The sequence below is a fragment of the Lysinibacillus sp. BSL11 genome (assembly GCF_052928325.1).
Genome location: NZ_JAVGCX010000023.1, coordinates 1 through 15,103, shown reverse-complemented (window position 1 = coordinate 15,103; position 15,103 = coordinate 1). Strand labels below are relative to the sequence as shown.

At 35.3% G+C, this 15,103-nt stretch carries 22 protein-coding genes; 17 read left to right on the top strand and 5 right to left on the bottom strand.

Going from position 1 to position 15,103, the window contains the following annotated elements; genetic code table 11:
* The first annotated feature begins 15 nt into the window (after positions 1-15).
* Entirely contained in the window at positions 16-510 is a 495-nt protein-coding gene (locus tag RCJ95_RS21520; protein WP_004229470.1) for a CcdC family protein, read from the top strand.
* Between the two features lie 781 nt (positions 511-1,291).
* Here the strand turns inward: RCJ95_RS21520 and RCJ95_RS21515 are convergent.
* Positions 1,292-1,720, bottom strand: a complete 429-nt coding sequence (locus tag RCJ95_RS21515) for a DUF2621 domain-containing protein (protein ID WP_004229468.1) — start codon at positions 1,718-1,720, stop codon at positions 1,292-1,294.
* 121 nt (positions 1,721-1,841) lie between these two features.
* On the opposite strand from RCJ95_RS21515, the gene RCJ95_RS21510 reads away from it, so the two are divergent.
* From RCJ95_RS21510 to RCJ95_RS21480, 7 genes are all read left to right on the top strand, one after another.
* Positions 1,842-2,057 carry a DUF1659 domain-containing protein gene (locus RCJ95_RS21510; protein ID WP_446722767.1) on the top strand — a complete coding sequence of 72 codons (216 nt, stop codon included), beginning with the start codon at positions 1,842-1,844 and terminating at the stop codon, positions 2,055-2,057.
* 14 nt (positions 2,058-2,071) lie between these two features.
* On the top strand, positions 2,072-2,296 hold the full coding sequence (locus RCJ95_RS21505; RefSeq protein ID WP_257521835.1) for a DUF2922 domain-containing protein: 225 nt from the start codon (positions 2,072-2,074) through the stop codon (positions 2,294-2,296).
* A 65-nt stretch (positions 2,297-2,361) separates the two neighbouring features.
* The gene (locus tag RCJ95_RS21500) at positions 2,362-2,484 is read left to right on the top strand and encodes a YvrJ family protein (protein ID WP_004229459.1); all 123 of its coding nucleotides are present in this window, start codon (positions 2,362-2,364) and stop codon (positions 2,482-2,484) included.
* Between the two features lie 104 nt (positions 2,485-2,588).
* Positions 2,589-3,197: an SCO family protein gene (locus RCJ95_RS21495; RefSeq protein WP_221680796.1), complete on the top strand. Its 609-nt coding sequence runs from the start codon at positions 2,589-2,591 to the stop codon at positions 3,195-3,197.
* Positions 3,198-3,310: 113 nt separating this feature from the next.
* Positions 3,311-3,826 (top strand): sigma-70 family RNA polymerase sigma factor, encoded by a 516-nt coding sequence (locus RCJ95_RS21490; protein WP_221680797.1) that lies wholly within the window; start codon positions 3,311-3,313, stop codon positions 3,824-3,826.
* Positions 3,819-4,700 carry a hypothetical protein gene (locus RCJ95_RS21485; protein ID WP_221680798.1) on the top strand — a complete coding sequence of 294 codons (882 nt, stop codon included), beginning with the start codon at positions 3,819-3,821 and terminating at the stop codon, positions 4,698-4,700. The genes RCJ95_RS21490 and RCJ95_RS21485 overlap by 8 nt, the downstream gene beginning before the upstream one ends.
* Before the next feature lie 62 nt (positions 4,701-4,762).
* Complete coding sequence (locus tag RCJ95_RS21480; RefSeq protein WP_221680799.1) at positions 4,763-5,299, top strand: DUF1572 family protein; 537 nt, start codon at positions 4,763-4,765, stop codon at positions 5,297-5,299.
* Positions 5,300-5,329: 30 nt separating this feature from the next.
* Here the strand turns inward: RCJ95_RS21480 and RCJ95_RS21475 are convergent, their stop codons facing one another.
* From RCJ95_RS21475 to RCJ95_RS21465, 3 genes are all read right to left on the bottom strand, one after another.
* Positions 5,330-5,896: a hypothetical protein gene (locus RCJ95_RS21475; protein WP_054550850.1), complete on the bottom strand. Its 567-nt coding sequence runs from the start codon at positions 5,894-5,896 to the stop codon at positions 5,330-5,332.
* A 230-nt stretch (positions 5,897-6,126) separates the two neighbouring features.
* A complete protein-coding gene (locus RCJ95_RS21470) occupies positions 6,127-6,267 on the bottom strand; it encodes a hypothetical protein (RefSeq protein ID WP_446722766.1) in 141 nt (46 codons plus the stop codon).
* A complete protein-coding gene (locus tag RCJ95_RS21465) occupies positions 6,230-7,054 on the bottom strand; it encodes a tyrosine-type recombinase/integrase (RefSeq protein WP_446722765.1) in 825 nt (274 codons plus the stop codon). Before RCJ95_RS21465 ends, RCJ95_RS21470 begins: the two co-directional genes overlap by 38 nt.
* Before the next feature lie 156 nt (positions 7,055-7,210).
* Here RCJ95_RS21465 and RCJ95_RS21460 point away from each other — a divergent pair, with 156 nt between their 5' ends.
* The 8 genes from RCJ95_RS21460 (at position 7,211) to RCJ95_RS21425 (ending at position 11,951) form a co-directional block, all read left to right on the top strand.
* Positions 7,211-7,618 (top strand): phage tail assembly chaperone, encoded by a 408-nt coding sequence (locus RCJ95_RS21460; RefSeq protein WP_446722764.1) that lies wholly within the window; start codon positions 7,211-7,213, stop codon positions 7,616-7,618.
* A 56-nt stretch (positions 7,619-7,674) separates the two neighbouring features.
* The gene (locus RCJ95_RS21455; protein WP_446722763.1) at positions 7,675-7,839 is read left to right on the top strand and encodes a hypothetical protein; all 165 of its coding nucleotides are present in this window, start codon (positions 7,675-7,677) and stop codon (positions 7,837-7,839) included.
* A gap of 254 nt (positions 7,840-8,093) precedes the next feature.
* Positions 8,094-8,411 (top strand): hypothetical protein, encoded by a 318-nt coding sequence (locus RCJ95_RS21450; protein ID WP_446722762.1) that lies wholly within the window; start codon positions 8,094-8,096, stop codon positions 8,409-8,411.
* Between the two features lie 30 nt (positions 8,412-8,441).
* On the top strand, positions 8,442-9,236 hold the full coding sequence (locus tag RCJ95_RS21445) for a tape measure protein (RefSeq protein ID WP_446722761.1): 795 nt from the start codon (positions 8,442-8,444) through the stop codon (positions 9,234-9,236).
* Between the two features lie 145 nt (positions 9,237-9,381).
* Positions 9,382-9,789, top strand: coding sequence for a DUF2634 domain-containing protein (locus tag RCJ95_RS21440; RefSeq protein ID WP_446722760.1), 408 nt, complete (start codon positions 9,382-9,384; stop codon positions 9,787-9,789).
* The gene (locus tag RCJ95_RS21435; protein WP_446722759.1) at positions 9,789-10,883 is read left to right on the top strand and encodes a baseplate J/gp47 family protein; all 1,095 of its coding nucleotides are present in this window, start codon (positions 9,789-9,791) and stop codon (positions 10,881-10,883) included. Before RCJ95_RS21440 ends, RCJ95_RS21435 begins: the two co-directional genes overlap by 1 nt.
* Positions 10,876-11,424: a putative phage tail protein gene (locus tag RCJ95_RS21430; protein ID WP_446722758.1), complete on the top strand. Its 549-nt coding sequence runs from the start codon at positions 10,876-10,878 to the stop codon at positions 11,422-11,424. Before RCJ95_RS21435 ends, RCJ95_RS21430 begins: the two co-directional genes overlap by 8 nt.
* Positions 11,424-11,951: a hypothetical protein gene (locus RCJ95_RS21425; RefSeq protein ID WP_446722757.1), complete on the top strand. Its 528-nt coding sequence runs from the start codon at positions 11,424-11,426 to the stop codon at positions 11,949-11,951. Before RCJ95_RS21430 ends, RCJ95_RS21425 begins: the two co-directional genes overlap by 1 nt.
* A gap of 255 nt (positions 11,952-12,206) precedes the next feature.
* Here RCJ95_RS21425 and RCJ95_RS21420 read toward each other — a convergent pair whose 3' ends face one another.
* Positions 12,207-13,244, bottom strand: a complete 1,038-nt coding sequence (locus tag RCJ95_RS21420) for an acyltransferase (protein WP_446722756.1) — start codon at positions 13,242-13,244, stop codon at positions 12,207-12,209.
* Between the two features lie 316 nt (positions 13,245-13,560).
* Here RCJ95_RS21420 and RCJ95_RS21415 point away from each other — a divergent pair, with 316 nt between their 5' ends.
* The gene (locus RCJ95_RS21415; protein WP_446722755.1) at positions 13,561-14,736 is read left to right on the top strand and encodes a serine hydrolase domain-containing protein; all 1,176 of its coding nucleotides are present in this window, start codon (positions 13,561-13,563) and stop codon (positions 14,734-14,736) included.
* Positions 14,737-15,103 lie beyond the last annotated feature (367 nt).

Sequence of the window (15,103 nt, the reverse complement as noted above, 5' to 3'; positions counted from 1 at the left end):
GAGGAGGATTTTTTTATGTTAAGCAGTATCCCTTCTCACTATTATGTTATAGGGTCGACCATTATGGCCATTCTTATGGGGAGCTTTGTGATGGTCATACGAATGAGAGCTTCCAAAATGCCGACAAATGAGAAGAAAATTATTATTCCACCAATAGCGATGTCCTCTGGTGCACTGATGTTTTTATTTGAACAATTCCGTGTACCACCAATGCAAATCTTAGAGGCGGCAGCTGTAGGAATGGTGTTCTCGACAATATTAATTGCTACTTCTAAATTTGAAGTAAAGGGTCGAGATATTTATTTAAAACGTTCAAAAGCATTCGCTTTTATATTAATCGGATTGTTAATATTCCGAGTGGTGGCGAAAATGATTTTAAGTAGCTCCATCGATGTCGGTGAATTAGCAGGTATGTTCTGGATATTAGCCTTTGCCATGTTAGTACCTTGGCGTATCGCAATGCTCATCCAGTTTAAACGTGTCAAAAAAACAATTCCAAAACTACACTAGTACTGAAGCTGGTGTAGTTTTTTTATGCTTTTAAGCGCGGGTAGAGGTCCAAATGAAGAGGATAAAGCAAGCAAAGTGCAGGATAGCCTCATAGAAGGAGCGGATAAAATCACAAAAGTGGCGGATAAAGCAGGAAAGCGCGGATCGAGGTCCAAATGAAGAGGATAAAGCTAGCAAAGTGCAGGATAGCCTCATAAAAGGAGCGGATAAAATCTCAAAAGTGGCGGATAAAGCAGGAAAGAGCGGATGGGAGTCCAAATGAAGAGGATAAAGCAAGCAAAGTGCAGGATAGCTTCATAAAAGTAGCGGATAAAATCTCAAAAGTAGCGGATAGAGCAGCAAAGCGCGGATAGGAGTCCAAATGAAGAGGATAAAACTAGCAAAGTGCAGGATAGCTTCATAAAAGTAGCGGATAGATCCTCAAAAGTAGCGGATAGAGCAGCAAAACGCGGATAGGAGTCCAAATGAAGAGGATAAAACTAGCAAAGTGCAGGATAGATTCGTAAAAGTGGCGGATAGAACTTCAAAAGTAGCGGATAGAGCAGCAAAGCGCGGATAGGAGTCCAAATGAAGAGGATAAAACTAGCAAAGTGCAGGATAGCCTCATAAAAGTGGCGGATAGAACTTCAAAAGTAGCGGATAGAGCAGCAAAGCATGGATAGAGGTCCAAATGAAGAGGATAAAATTAGCTAAGTGCAGGATAGCTTCTTAAAAACACAGGTCAGGACAATATCGCATAGCTAAGTAAAAAACGCTGCACAAATCTTTGTGCAGCGTTTATTCATTCGAATAGATGTTCATAGGGGGAGATGTCAATTTGCATTTGCTCTAATTTTTTGCGTAAAAATTTGTGATCGCGTTTTGGTGTTGCTTGGATATAGCCGCGAATAATGAGGTCATTGTTAATGGCTGCTGCTTTTTCTTCTAATGCGAGCTCGCCAATTTTCCCTGCAATTTTTTCCTTAGCCACTTGTCTAAAAAGCTCAGGTACAGGGCTTACGAGTTCGTAGAGTAATTCTTTTTCAGCTTGTCCCCACAAGTGAACGGTTTTATCTAAATAATATTCTTGCCAATCTAAATCTGATTTTCCATCCTGCTTTGGGAGTGCCTTTAAAAATTTGCGGAACATGAAGAATCCACCAATAGCCATCAATGAAATGAGGACGACAACCCAAAATAAAATAAACCATAAAAACCAACCTTGTAACAAATCGTTCACCTCTTTGCCTTCTCTCACTCTATTATAAAAGCTTCTGAAAAAAAATTCATCCTTAATGTCCCTTTTTTAGCAATTCGCCTTTATATAGTATGCAGAAGGGAGGTGATGCTACATGGCTAACGTTAACTTTGTAAATGCTACAATGCGTCTCAAATATGTGGATGGCTATGATGAGAATAATAAGCCTACGTTCACAACGAAATCGTATCGAAATATTAACAATACACATAGTGCGGACGATTTGTTAGCTGTTGCTTATGCCATTGCTAGTCTTTCATCACAGTCACTAGCTGGCATTGCGAAACAGGAAACACACGATTTATCTTAAGGAGGGATCACAGAATGACACAAGTTCTAGAATTACAATTTGTAACAACTGATGGGAAAACGACAACCCTTTCGATTGATGCACCCAAGCCGAATATCACGGTGACTGAAATTCAACAGGCTATGGCAACGATTATGGCTAAAAATGTGTTTACTGGGCAAGGTGGTGCACTGTCAGCCATCAAGGGAGCTCGTATTGTAGATCGTCAAGTAACAGAATTTGAAGTAGTAACAGAATAATTCAACAATGGTCTTTGCTACGAGAAGTGCAAAGACCATTTTTAACGGAAGAGAGGAGGAGAAGGATGGAACAGTGGTTGAACATGATATCCGATATCGGTTTTCCGATTTTAGTGTCATTTTATTTATTGCACCGCGTCGAAGTAAAGCTTGATGCGATACATGCTGCGCTCGTTTCATTAAAATGAAATGGATTTCACAAAGATGTACGAAAGCTGTCACTTAGAAGTTCTTGTCAACGCTTACAACCTACGTTAGGATGGGGATAGTGTAGGTTAGGGAGAGTGTTGACATGAAACGTAAATTAATAGGGCTAGTGCTGCTGTTAGCCTGTGCAACTGTGCTAGGCGCATGTGGAAACTCAAAATTTAAAGCAGATTATAGTCTAGAAATACCCGATTTCGAACATGTTAATCAACGTGGTGAAACGGTTTCGCTTGAAAGCTTAAAAGGTAAGCCTTGGATTGGCATGTATATTTTCACAAACTGTGTGTCCATCTGCCCGCCCATGTCATTAAACATGGCACAAGTCCAAGAAAAGCTCCAGAAAAAAGGCGTAGAGGACTATAACATTGTTGCCTTTTCAGTAGATCCAGACGTTGATCAGCCAGATGTGTTAGCGGATTATCTTAGTAAATACAATGTTCCAGATGAATCTAAATGGAACCTTCTTACAGGATATTCACAGAAATATATCGAACAATTTGCGGTGAAAAATACAAAGATTTTAGTGAAAAACGACCCTAACAGTGACCAAGTCATTCATGGTAATCAATTTTTCTTAGTCGATAAAGATGGTATCCTCGTCAAAATGTATAATGGCTATGCTGAAAACATTGAAGATGTACCGATAGATACAATAGCTTCTGATATCGAAACATATATTGATGAAAATTTATAAAGTAACAGTAAACCGTCTCAAATGGTTGAGGCGGTTTTTTTATATTTTTCTATCTGGAAAAATAATCTTTTTCTGGTTGGGAGTCGTTTATAGTGTAGAAGGAGGGTGATGGCGTGTCTGATCATGAAAAATTCGAGCGGTTAATGGCTATACATACGGAGCAATTGTTTCGAATTGCTTATTACTATACAAAGGATTTACAAATAGCCGAGGATATTGTACAGGATGTGTTTATTAAGTTCTATCATCAAAAACACTATGAGGAACGAGGAGAGATGAAGGCATATTTAGCTCGCATGACAATCAATAAATGCAAGGATTATTTAAAAAGCTGGGCATACAGAAAAATAACATTTCAGCATAAATTTTTTACCAAACAAAAATCAACATTGCAGGACAAACTGATTCGTCAAGATGAACAAGCGCTGTTAGATGATGCTATTTTAAGCTTACCACTTAAGCCACGAGAAGCAATTGTCTATTTTTACTTGGAGGAGATGACGATTAAAGAGATTGCGGAGTTACTTGCGATTCCTGAAGGTACTGTGAAATCACGTTTAAAGAAAGGAAAGGAGCTATTAAAAGTAGAGTTACAACATATTGAGTGGGAGGTGCTTTTCCATGGATAAGCATACAATGCAGATACTACAAGATGTTTCAGCACATAAGGAAGCCATTATTCATAAGGTTCGACAACAAATTCAGCAAGAGCCTGTTATGTCCAAGCCGAAGTGGACATATCGTGTCGTTACGATGATGCTTACCTGCACTATTTTATTATTCATTGCCTGGCAAGCCGCAAAACCGATGGATGAGCTGGCGACACAGGATGAAGGAGAAACACCTACATTCACGGATTTATTTCAAACAGAAGTGGAGGGAAAAGACACAGCATTCAGTAATTTTCTTCCACTTGCTAATTATTTAAGTCAGGCAAAAGATATCCAATATTATGCACCACTTCAAGGTTTAGAGGCAATGCAATCAGTAGCCACATCACTGGAGGATGTCGTTCATCTCACTGATCCTGAAAATTTACCATTTCAACCAAATATTCAGGAGGTCTATGCAATTTCAGCAAAAATGGAGGATGGTAGCCAACAAACGCAATTTCAATTTAGCTATAAAGAAAAATCCTCCACTGGGGTGGATTTACAATTTATTAATTTTACCGTGACAAATGTAAAGTATAATCCCTTAGCGAGCTATGTGAAGTCGAAAAGTATGGAAGAAACTTTAGGGATGAAAGTTTCGAATATAGGCTTAAATTTTATGAATCCCCTGTTTTATCGGGAGATGTCACCAGAACAAGGTTATGTATATACTTATTATAATTACGATGAGACGGATAAGCGAATCTTTCAAATGACTACTAGAGCCAATGAGTTTTATTCTTACTATAACGGCTATGTCTATCATATCGGGTATCAACTTGATGGAAACCCTCAGGAGGTTCAAGAAAAAATGGCGATCCTTGCAAGAGATTTTATTCTTGGCGAATAAGTCATGAGACATTTCAATTGAGCTATAATAGAATGATAGAAAAGAGGGATGGAGGTTCGACTATGACAATTGCACAAACCTATTTACAAGTTGTTCAGAAAAGATTTCAAAGTGTGAAAGAGCTAGGGGATAAAACGCTTGCTCAAATGGAAGAGGCACAATTGCACTGGGCATACAATGAAGAATCCAACAGTATTGCAGTGATTGTAAAGCATGTAAGTGGGAATATGATTTCCCGCTGGACAGATTTTTTAACGACAGATGGAGAAAAGCCAACGAGAAATCGGGATGATGAGTTTGAGGATAGTCTTCACACCAAAGAAGCAATTATCTCGGCTTGGGACAAGGGTTGGCAGGTGTTTTTAGAGGCCTTGGCGAGTTTGACAGAATCCGATTTACAGGGGCATGTCACGATTAGAGGGGAGCGACTAGCGATCATTGATGCTATTGAAAGACAAATGGCACACTATGCACAGCACGTCGGTCAAATCATTTATATCGCCAAACAGGTAAAGGGCTCTGATTGGCAAACACTCAGTATTCCTAAAGGACAGTCACAAGCTTTTACTGAAGCTATGCTAGATAAACATCAACGCTAAAGAAGAAAGATCGTAGCCAAGTAGTAGGTGCTACGATCTTTTTTCTGCTAAATAGAGCTTGTATAAGGCTGTTTCTAGATCGGTCGCTTGAGCGAGTTCAAATGCCTCCTGCTGACTTCTATGATTTGTGATTATCTCATAGAAAAAGTGAATTAGAAACATGAGATTGGCATTACCCTCAATATAATCATCAGGAGCTAGGTAGGAATGACAGCCACTCTCTAAAAAGGCTGTCGCTAGCTGCTGCCAGCCTAATGTACAGCCTGCCGCAATGACCTTGACACCCTGTAGCTGACAATAGGTTAAGACATCTTGAGGTTCAAAATAGATACTCCTTGGTTCATTTTCTTCATATACCTCTTCTCCTAGCTCAGGCAGACAAAATCGCCCCTCATCACCATGAAAGTTCAATAGCAAATAATCCATTTTGTGAGGAAGATCATTTCCAGATAAAATATCAATTAAATCATTTGGTCTGCCAATTAAATCGAGTGTCACTCCTGCACCAAAAGATTCCAGTGCCGCTCGAATGGCCATGGATTCAAAATCACAATCAGGACCGACTACTAAATGTACGTATAATTCTGGTCTACTCATACATCATCACCTCTATTTAAGTATAGCTGAAACTTATTAGCGTAGTAAATCGTATATGACAATAATTACTATAAATGTAAAGTGGTAAAGGAGGTGATAAAGTGCACAAGGGTGGTTATATTTATACACTTATTCTGGGCTTTGTTCTGAGTATAAGGCATAGGGTCTTGGAAAAGCACTTATTGATAAGGGCTTTCAAGCTTTTTTAAGAAGAGGTTCCCAAAATTTACTTAAAGGAGGACCTTTGATAATATTTGAACAGCTTCCTTTTCTTTGTCCTTCATAGAATGTGCATAATAGGCCATCACCGTATTTGGCGTATTACCAATCATTTTAGCTACGACAGGAATTGGAACTCCTTGAGCACACATGATTGTAGCATATGAATGACGAAGCCCGTGAGGCGATATTTTTTTTAGAAATAATTTTATCTTCATATGCCTTATTTAATATTCTCCCAGCTAAATTTTTCCCTATTGGAATCAAAGTATCAAAATTTACGAACACATAATCGTTGGAGGTTGCAATTATTTTCTTTCGATATGAATCAAGTAATTTCCATAATTCTGGATCAACCTCAACAATACGGACACTATTTTTAGTTTTGGCATCACGGTGACCTAAATAATCTCTAGTTGCATAAATATTTATTGTGCATTTTTGCAAATAAATGTCATTCCATTGAAGTGTAGCAACTTCACCTTTCCTCATTCCTGTTAAAGCTATGGTCCAAATTAATGCAGTATGGGTCATATCGTCTGCTTTTTTTAGGTAATTAAGCAGTTTTTTTAAATCATCTTCATTTAGGAAATTTAATTGTTCCTCTTCATTAACGCCACCTTTCTTTATTTCTTTTTCTTTTGAAATTTTCATAGATGTAAAACGATTTTTGGATAGTATTTCATTTCTAACAGCTAAATTGATAGCATTATTAAATACTCCGTGAGCACTTTTAACAGTATTAACGCTTTTGGTTTTTAACAATGCATCAATAAATTGGTTTTTATAAGTCAAATAATCCAAGTTGGAAATTTTATAGTGACCTAAAATTGGTTTAATATAAAGTCTAATCATCTGCTCATTTAAAGTTTTTGTTGATATAGCCAAATCAGTTTGTCTTGCTTCAAACCAGATATCCATCCACTGGGATACAGTCATATTTTTATTTTAAATGGATAGAGGATTCATTTGATTTCACATTTGAACGTTTCGAAATGCCAGAAGAATTTACAACTTTACCAGAAATGCAATAAAAAAGAGTTCACAATATGTGAGCTCTTTTAATTCTAATTAAAAAGGATAAGGTGATTATAAATGACAAACTTAACTGCATTTTTTGCACACAATAAAAAGCAAAACGGAAATATTAAGCGTGCTTTTTCTAAAAGTTTCGTAGATGAACAAGGGAAACCTATTGAATGGGAGTTTGCGCCAGTTTCGCCAGAGCGTGATGCTGAATTAAAGTCAGAATGTACAAAGCGTTCAATGATTACTCAAGGTAAACGTAAAGGACAATTTAACACGGACTTTGACCATTTTAAATACCAATGTTTATTAACGGTTGATTCTATTGTATTTCCAAACCTAAACGACAAAGAGTTACAAGATTCTTATAAAGCTATGGGTGCAGATGCACTACTTGGTAAGATGCTAACAATCGGTGAAATTGCAGATGCATCAGTTGCGGCACAAGAAGCTAATGGTTATGAAGCCGATTTGTAGGATTTGGTTGAAGAAGTAAAAAACTAATTGAGGACGGTGATGGTGACGCTAATATCATGCATTGTTGGATACAAAAACAGCATCGCCTTCCGTCCGAATATATGTCTTTACCTATCGCTGATAAAGCATGTATCATAGCATCCGTACAGGTGAAGATTGAAGAGGATAAAAAGCAAGAGCGTGAAGCAAAACGAGGTTCCAGAAAAGGAAAGAAGCAATAGGAATCAGCTAATTATGCTAATTAGCTATAGTGAAATCCCTCTGTGTTATGTATATTTGTGTATGAGAAGGGGTACAGATGTTAGCTCTCATAATTATTTTGGTGATAATTATGTTTTTATTCGCATTAATAAAAGTCGAGAGGTCAAAATCATCAGAATGTCATAAATGCGGTAAGAAATTTAAAATGTTTGGTAATAAAGTAAAATGTCCATTCTGTCATACTAATCATCACAAACAACCAGATGGAACATATATGAATGTAGCTTCTGGAGATATGTTCGATAGTTCTTCTATTGAGTTGATGCGAAGAAATTTAGCTAATGCAGCTAACTCAATGAATCAGATTGAACAAGTAATTCATGCAGCTAATAATGCGCAAGGAGGGCTCAACAATTGTATACGTGATGGTACAGATGCGATGAATGGTTTACTCAGTAAAGTGATGGCTTTAATAGGCGCTTATTTATCTTTGCGTGGTTTGGGTGAATTAATTGAAATTTCTGATGAATTGACCAATACCAAGGCACGTGTACAACTACTAGTTGAGGAAGTGCCTGTAATTCCTGATTAATTAGCTAAAGTCGATTTCGGTCTCGGAGATTTGAGCGATATAGAACTTGATGAACAACTTATACACGATGCCGCACAAAGATCATTTTCTCCATTTAAGGATACCGCTGACATGGTTTCGAGAATTGGTACTAATGCTCGCGGTTCATTTGGAAGTTTTGGTGAAGTTGTAGCATTTAAAGAGCTAGTACAAAAGCAATTTGGTATTGCTGGAGCAAGTGCGGTTGAAGCAAGTAATGCAACCATTCAGTTATCACAGGCTTTAGCTTCAGGTGTTTTACGTGGCGATGAGCTTAACTCAATCTTTGAACAAGCACAAAACTTAATATCAACTATTGCGGACTACATGGGTGAACCCCTATGGGCTATTCGTGACTTAGCTGCTGACGGAATGATTACAGCTGACATCGTAAAAAATGCTATGTTTGCTGCAACAGATGAAATTAATAAAAAGTTTGACAGTATGCCAGTAACTTGGTCGCAAATGTGGACTTATTTTCAAAACGAAGCATTACGAGCATTTGGTCCAGTATTACAAAAGATAAATGAAGTAGCAAATAGTGAGCGTTTTAAGGAATTTATTGCGAGTGCAACACAGGCCTTATATTTAATAGCTAACGTTATAGGATATGTTTTCAATGCCATTGTTTCATTAGGGGCATTCATTTATGATAATTGGCAATGGGTCGCTCCTATTATTTTTGGAGTGGGAAGTGCCCTACTTATTCTTGCTAGTTATATTATCTTAGTTCGAACAGCTCTATTGATAAAGACAGCCGCTGTTTGGGCTTGGAATGCTGCACTTGCTGCTAATCCTGTTGTATAGGTAGTAATAGCTATTATAGCTTTAATCGCAATAATATACTTAGCTGTAGCTACAATTAATGATTTTACATGTTCCTTGACAAAGTGACAATGATCCGTGTTCATGGAGGACAACAATTTTTAATTATAGATAAAGAGGTGGTTGAATGATTCCGCAACAAGTTGATAGTGATGGATTGACACGTGATTTTGAGGAAGTAATTGAACCATCCAAGAACTACAAATTAATACATGAAAAAGATCGCTGTGTTGGTTTCATTGATGAAATAGAAGCTATGAAACAAGCGATTTTTTTAATGCTATCTGTTGAGAGGTATGATCATATTATTTACTCATGGAACTTTGGAGCTGAGTTTAAGGACTTATTTGGACAACCTGTATCTTATGTTGCTAGTGAAGCGAAGCGAAGGATACATGAAGCTTTGTTGCAAGATAATCGTATCAATGAAGTAGACTCATTTGTCGTTACAACTAAGAAAAATAAAGTACATGTACAATATACAGCGCACACTATTTATGGTGAAATCACAGCAGAGAAAGAGGTGGAATACTAATGGCTGAACCATTTAATTTAGATACAACCTATGAAGATTTAATGGCACAGAAATTGGCTGGAATAGATAACTCATTAGATAAACGCGAAGGCACCTCTATGCTATTTAATGCAACAGCAGCCAATAGTGTAGAAACTATTCAGATGCTAATGACTGTAAAGAACTTCATCGATATGGTATTTGCTGATACTGCACCAAGAGAGTATTTAATTCTTCGTGCCGCTGAACGGGGATTAAAGCTGCATGAAGCTACCTATGCCAAACGAAAAGGTGTTTTTAATATAGTTATACCTATAGGCAGTCGTTATAGTTTGGATGATTTAGATTATGAGGTTATTGAACGTATTTCACAAGGTGTTCTCATTCTCCAATGTGAAACAGCAGGGAATATAGGGAATTTATTTTCTGGTCAGTTAATACCAATCGACTATATCAATGGATTACAAACTGCTGAATTAACAGATGTTTTAGTACCTGGTGACGATGAAGAAGATACTGAATCTTTTCGGGATCGTTATTTTAATAGCTTCGAATCTACCGCCTTCGGAGGTAATCGTGCATCAGATTATAAAGAAAAGGTTGGCTCACTACCAGGGGTAGGTGGTGTACGAGTGTACAGGGCTTGGAATGGTATAGGCACTGTTAAGTTAGTCATTATTAACTCTCAGTACGAAAAACCAACGCAAACACTTATTGATGATGTACAAACAGCCGTTGATCCACTTGAACATCAAGGTGAAGGTTTTGGAACAGCCCCTATAGACCATGTTGTTACTGTAATTGGTGTTAATGAGACAACTATTAATGTAGAGTTCAATATCACCTATCAAGCTGGATGGACATGGGATGATATAGAGAATCAGGTGCAAAAAGTTATTGATGATTATTTTAAAGAATTGGCTGAGGAATGGTCCAAAGCAAACAGTTTCGAAGAAGACAACGCTGGTGTGGTGGTTCGTGTTTCTCAAATCGAATTTCGATTATTAGGTGTTACAGGTGTACTTGATATTGCTGATACAAAGCTAAATGGTATGCAATCCAATATTGCTCTAGACCCTGAATCGATACCAAAACGAGGTGTTATAAGTGGTTAGAGAAGTAGATATTATTAGCTATTTACCGCCAATCCTACACGAAATCAAAGAAATTATAGCCATAGCAAATGTCGAAAAACCTGTGTTAGATGGACTGTGGCAGCAAATAGAAGATACATTGAATAATCAATTTGTCATAACAACAAATGAAACTGGTGCAAATCGATATGAAAAGATGTTAAAACTTAATGTACCAGAGACAGACACCATAGAAACACGCAGATTTCGCATTTTAACGCGATATCAAGAACAAGCACCGTATACTAATCGAGTCCTAAAACAATTGTTAGATAGCTTACTTGGAGAAGGACAGTATGAACTAGAACGTGATGTGGTAGCCAAAACATTAAGTGTAAAAATTGAATTGACTGTGAAAGGGATGTTCGATGCCGTTGTTCTCATGCTTGAACGCATTACACCTCAGAACATGGTTTTAACTGTTCAATTACGATACAACCAACACAGTACCTTAGGACGCTACACCCATGCACAATTAGTTGCCTTCACACACAAACAATTAAGAGAGGAAGTGATGCCATAATGTCTACTCATACACTTAATTATAACTTAGAAAAACCAACTCAAGATGAATTCTACAACGTGGATGTACAAAATAATAATATGGATACAATTGATTCCACATTACATCAAATAGAAAATAGGTTAGGAAGCGTTGCTTCACAGATATATGAAGAGGGTTTTTGGACTCCTAAATTAGATACACTAAATACTTTGTACTCAATTCAACAGGGAACCTACACAAGAATAGGTAATAAAGTTTTTATACAAGCAAGAATTACATTAACAATGAAAGGCACATCAACAAATAAACTTAGTATAATAGGAATTCCTTATGTAGGAGGAAACGAAACTTTAGCTTTAATAAAAATCATTGCGGCAGGTTTAAATGATCCTAATAAAAAATTAAATTGCTTTGTTGGATCTTTAAATAAAATCGGAATCTATTATGAAAGTAATACCTGTTTAACTGCTGGAACTTATCAATTAATTATAGATGATATTACAGACCATACCGATTTTATCATGTCAGGTTTTTATTCAATTTAAAAAGGAGGAATATAAAAGAAAACTGAGTATACTATTGATGATTTAACTTCTACTAAAGTAAGTGTTAAGTCGCAAAAATACTATGAAAATCAACCATTGGGGAAACCATACAGAAAATCATACGTGAACAGTGTAGAAGGAGGAATTGATTTGAGAAATGATTTACCAAACCAGCAAATTAATTCTGTTTTTGCAGTATGGGGAGAAAAACCAACAATTGATTAATACTAAAAGAACACGCTTGTATTAGCGTGTTCAAGGCATTATTCTCTTTACAATTGGAATTTTACTAACCAGTAATGAAAACAATAGACTGAGCACTAAAACAAGTAGCGTAAAAATTGGAATGAAAATAATTGGCTGCATATAATGGAAATCTACTTTAAAAATACTAAAAATATATTCCATTATTATTACGTGAATTAAGTAAATACCGAAACTATAGGTGCTAATCATCTTTAGGATAGTATGGGACTTTAGGTTTGCATTTTTGAAATATAAAAATATCATTATAGATACTAAAACCGTATTAAAATTAAGGTAATTCATAAAGTATGATCCAAATAGATTGTTGGATGCTGAAATAATGTATGTCCCGAAAAATGTTATCGCTAAGGATATAAGACCAATGATATTAAACACCTTAGAGGATTTTATATCAAATTTAGTTAGATAATATCCTAGTATGTAGTATCCTAAGTACAGAAAACCGGCTGCAAATTGACCTATATATATAGATATTTCTGTTGTATAAAAACTAACCTTATCAAGAATTAAGAAAATTGTATTGTAAATTGAAATTATTGAAAACCATAAAATTAAAAACCATTTAATTTGTCTGTTGGTTAATTTATTTACAATTTTTTTGATGAATGGAGTAATCAAATATAAAAAAATTATCATGTATAGGAACCATAAAGGATAATATACAGGTCCTTTAAAAAATGAAATATAAAATGTTTTGAAAGTAATTGTTTCTAATTGAAAACGGTTTATGTAAATGTAATAAACAATACCCCAGAATACTAATGGGATAATTACTTTCAATGCTCTTTTTTTATAAAAAGTAAATAAGGTATCGGTTTTTAAATCATTTAATAATAATGCTCCACTTATCATAACAAAAATAGGGACACACCATCTAAACAATGAATTATAAAAACTACTAACAAGCCAATCATTCGTTGAATATGATGCATAATCGCCCACAACACCCGCGGAAACATGGATAATTACTACACCTATAATTGCAAAAGTTCTTAAATAATCGAAATATATTATTTTCTGTCTCATTTTCTACCTCCATATTCTTAACTAATAATACGTTAGAATAAAGAGTGGTGTAAAGAGTGGTAGGGAATACATATTCCGGTATTTTAGAAGGTGATAATTTAGTATAAAATTAGACAACGTCAAAGATAATTGTTTAATGTTAACAGGGTTGCTGGAAGAAATATATACCATAAGGTTAAAAGATTAGTAAAGCGCAAGTTGTAGTGTAAAAAATAATGCTAGAGGCTAATTTTTTTTGCCTTATTTTAACCTTTTATTGATACAATTATAATCTGTTAACTTTAAATCTAATTGTATTAAACAGGAGCCCTAATTGATGAATAATATCAAAATTAAGAATAGTATTAATTACTGTATGTCAAATTTAATTTATGTAAAAAGTAAAATTTTTGATAATAAAAAGATACCATTAGCTTATTTACAAGACAGTAAAAACTACCCTAATGATATCTTTATGGATACCACATTTTTGGAAGATGGGTTAGCAGAGGAAATTATTGATGTAGTGCAACAACTTAGATTAGAATTAGACGTTCCAAGTATACAAGTTTCAATACTATCAAAGGATTACGGAAAATTTGATTATGTTTCAGGGTATGCAAGTCTTGAGGAGAAGAAGTTAGCGACATTAAATACAGTCTATTATCTTGGTAGTATTACAAAGATTTATATGCAAGCAATAATCTTAAAATTGGTACAGGATAATAAAATCTCTTTAGATGATTCTATTTCAAAATATCTAAAGGAACTCACAAATCATAAAGAAGTAACCATTAAACATTTACTTAATCATACTAGTGGTTTATATGACCCCTTACTTAATAAAGTTCACTTGTTCAAACTTTATTTTTTAGGTAAAAAATCAACAACTGATGAGATTTTAAAAAAGGTGAAAGAAAAAAAACCATTTTTTACTCCAGATGCTGACAGAAAGTATTGTAATACAGGGTATGTTTTACTTGGTTTAATTGCAGAAAAAGTAACAAATAAACCTTTTTCAAGTATATTAAAGGAATATTTTTTAGATGAGTATGAATTACACGAAACCTTTTATTCTGCACAAGAAAATATACCTAATAGCATTGCAACTGGATATGATTTAGATAAATATTTATTGAAAAAAGGTTTAAAGGCAAATATAGACCGATTCCCACTTTTTCTACCTACTTTAAGTTTTACATCTGGAGGAATAGTATCAAATGCATCAAACGTTAGTCGTTTTTTGTTTAATATCTTTAACACTAACGTTCTAGATGATAAAAGTAAAAGAAAACTACGTTTGTTTTTTAGTGTAAAAAATATCAGTAATGTAGTACTTAGAATTAATATAGGTCATATGTGTGGGTATAATAACTTTTCAGGATATTCGGACAGCAAAAAAATTAGTATTGTTGTTTTAACAAACCTCACGTATTCATCAAGTGGAATTTGTATTCCAGAAATAATAGCAGAAAGAATCATAGATATAATAGCTAAGAAAAGAATTATTTGATCTATTTCTAGAATATTCATTCCATAATGTTCAGTAAACGCTACTCACACCGAGTAGTGTATTTTAAATGAATTATTGTATTTGCTGTTTAGGGTAAATGACTTAATTCATTAAAAAAAGGGTGTTAATTAACACCCTTTCAGACTGTAGACAAACTCAATGAATTTTGAGTTTGCCTACAGTCTTTTTTCTTTTACAATAAAATAAAGTAAAGCCGTTGATTTCCACTACGGGCGGACACTTTCCGCGGGCGGGGTCGAGCTGCTTCCCTCGCTTCGCTCAGTCCAGGATCTCGACTTTCCCGCTTTTCCCGCAGGAGTCGCCACCCTTCGTTCCAATCAACTTCTACATAAAGAATTCCTTATTC

What these genes read in the sequence shown, in the direction of transcription:
- RCJ95_RS21520 (WP_004229470.1), top strand. Translation starts at nt 16, where the DNA reads ATGTTAAGCAGTATCCCTTCTCACTATTATGTTATAGGGTCGACCATT.
- RCJ95_RS21510 (WP_446722767.1), top strand. Translation starts at nt 1,842, where the DNA reads ATGGCTAACGTTAACTTTGTAAATGCTACAATGCGTCTCAAATATGTG.
- RCJ95_RS21505 (WP_257521835.1), top strand. Translation starts at nt 2,072, where the DNA reads ATGACACAAGTTCTAGAATTACAATTTGTAACAACTGATGGGAAAACG.
- RCJ95_RS21500 (WP_004229459.1), top strand. Translation starts at nt 2,362, where the DNA reads ATGGAACAGTGGTTGAACATGATATCCGATATCGGTTTTCCGATTTTA.
- RCJ95_RS21495 (WP_221680796.1), top strand. Translation starts at nt 2,589, where the DNA reads ATGAAACGTAAATTAATAGGGCTAGTGCTGCTGTTAGCCTGTGCAACT.
- RCJ95_RS21485 (WP_221680798.1), top strand. Translation starts at nt 3,819, where the DNA reads ATGGATAAGCATACAATGCAGATACTACAAGATGTTTCAGCACATAAG.
- RCJ95_RS21480 (WP_221680799.1), top strand. Translation starts at nt 4,763, where the DNA reads ATGACAATTGCACAAACCTATTTACAAGTTGTTCAGAAAAGATTTCAA.
- RCJ95_RS21475 (WP_054550850.1), bottom strand. Translation starts at nt 5,896, where the DNA reads ATGAGTAGACCAGAATTATACGTACATTTAGTAGTCGGTCCTGATTGT.
- RCJ95_RS21470 (WP_446722766.1), bottom strand. Translation starts at nt 6,267, where the DNA reads ATGTGTGCTCAAGGAGTTCCAATTCCTGTCGTAGCTAAAATGATTGGT.
- RCJ95_RS21465 (WP_446722765.1), bottom strand. Translation starts at nt 7,054, where the DNA reads ATGACTGTATCCCAGTGGATGGATATCTGGTTTGAAGCAAGACAAACT.
- RCJ95_RS21460 (WP_446722764.1), top strand. Translation starts at nt 7,211, where the DNA reads ATGACAAACTTAACTGCATTTTTTGCACACAATAAAAAGCAAAACGGA.
- RCJ95_RS21455 (WP_446722763.1), top strand. Translation starts at nt 7,675, where the DNA reads ATGCATTGTTGGATACAAAAACAGCATCGCCTTCCGTCCGAATATATG.
- RCJ95_RS21450 (WP_446722762.1), top strand. Translation starts at nt 8,094, where the DNA reads ATGAATGTAGCTTCTGGAGATATGTTCGATAGTTCTTCTATTGAGTTG.
- RCJ95_RS21440 (WP_446722760.1), top strand. Translation starts at nt 9,382, where the DNA reads ATGATTCCGCAACAAGTTGATAGTGATGGATTGACACGTGATTTTGAG.
- RCJ95_RS21435 (WP_446722759.1), top strand. Translation starts at nt 9,789, where the DNA reads ATGGCTGAACCATTTAATTTAGATACAACCTATGAAGATTTAATGGCA.
- RCJ95_RS21425 (WP_446722757.1), top strand. Translation starts at nt 11,424, where the DNA reads ATGTCTACTCATACACTTAATTATAACTTAGAAAAACCAACTCAAGAT.
- RCJ95_RS21420 (WP_446722756.1), bottom strand. Translation starts at nt 13,244, where the DNA reads ATGAGACAGAAAATAATATATTTCGATTATTTAAGAACTTTTGCAATT.
- RCJ95_RS21415 (WP_446722755.1), top strand. Translation starts at nt 13,561, where the DNA reads ATGAATAATATCAAAATTAAGAATAGTATTAATTACTGTATGTCAAAT.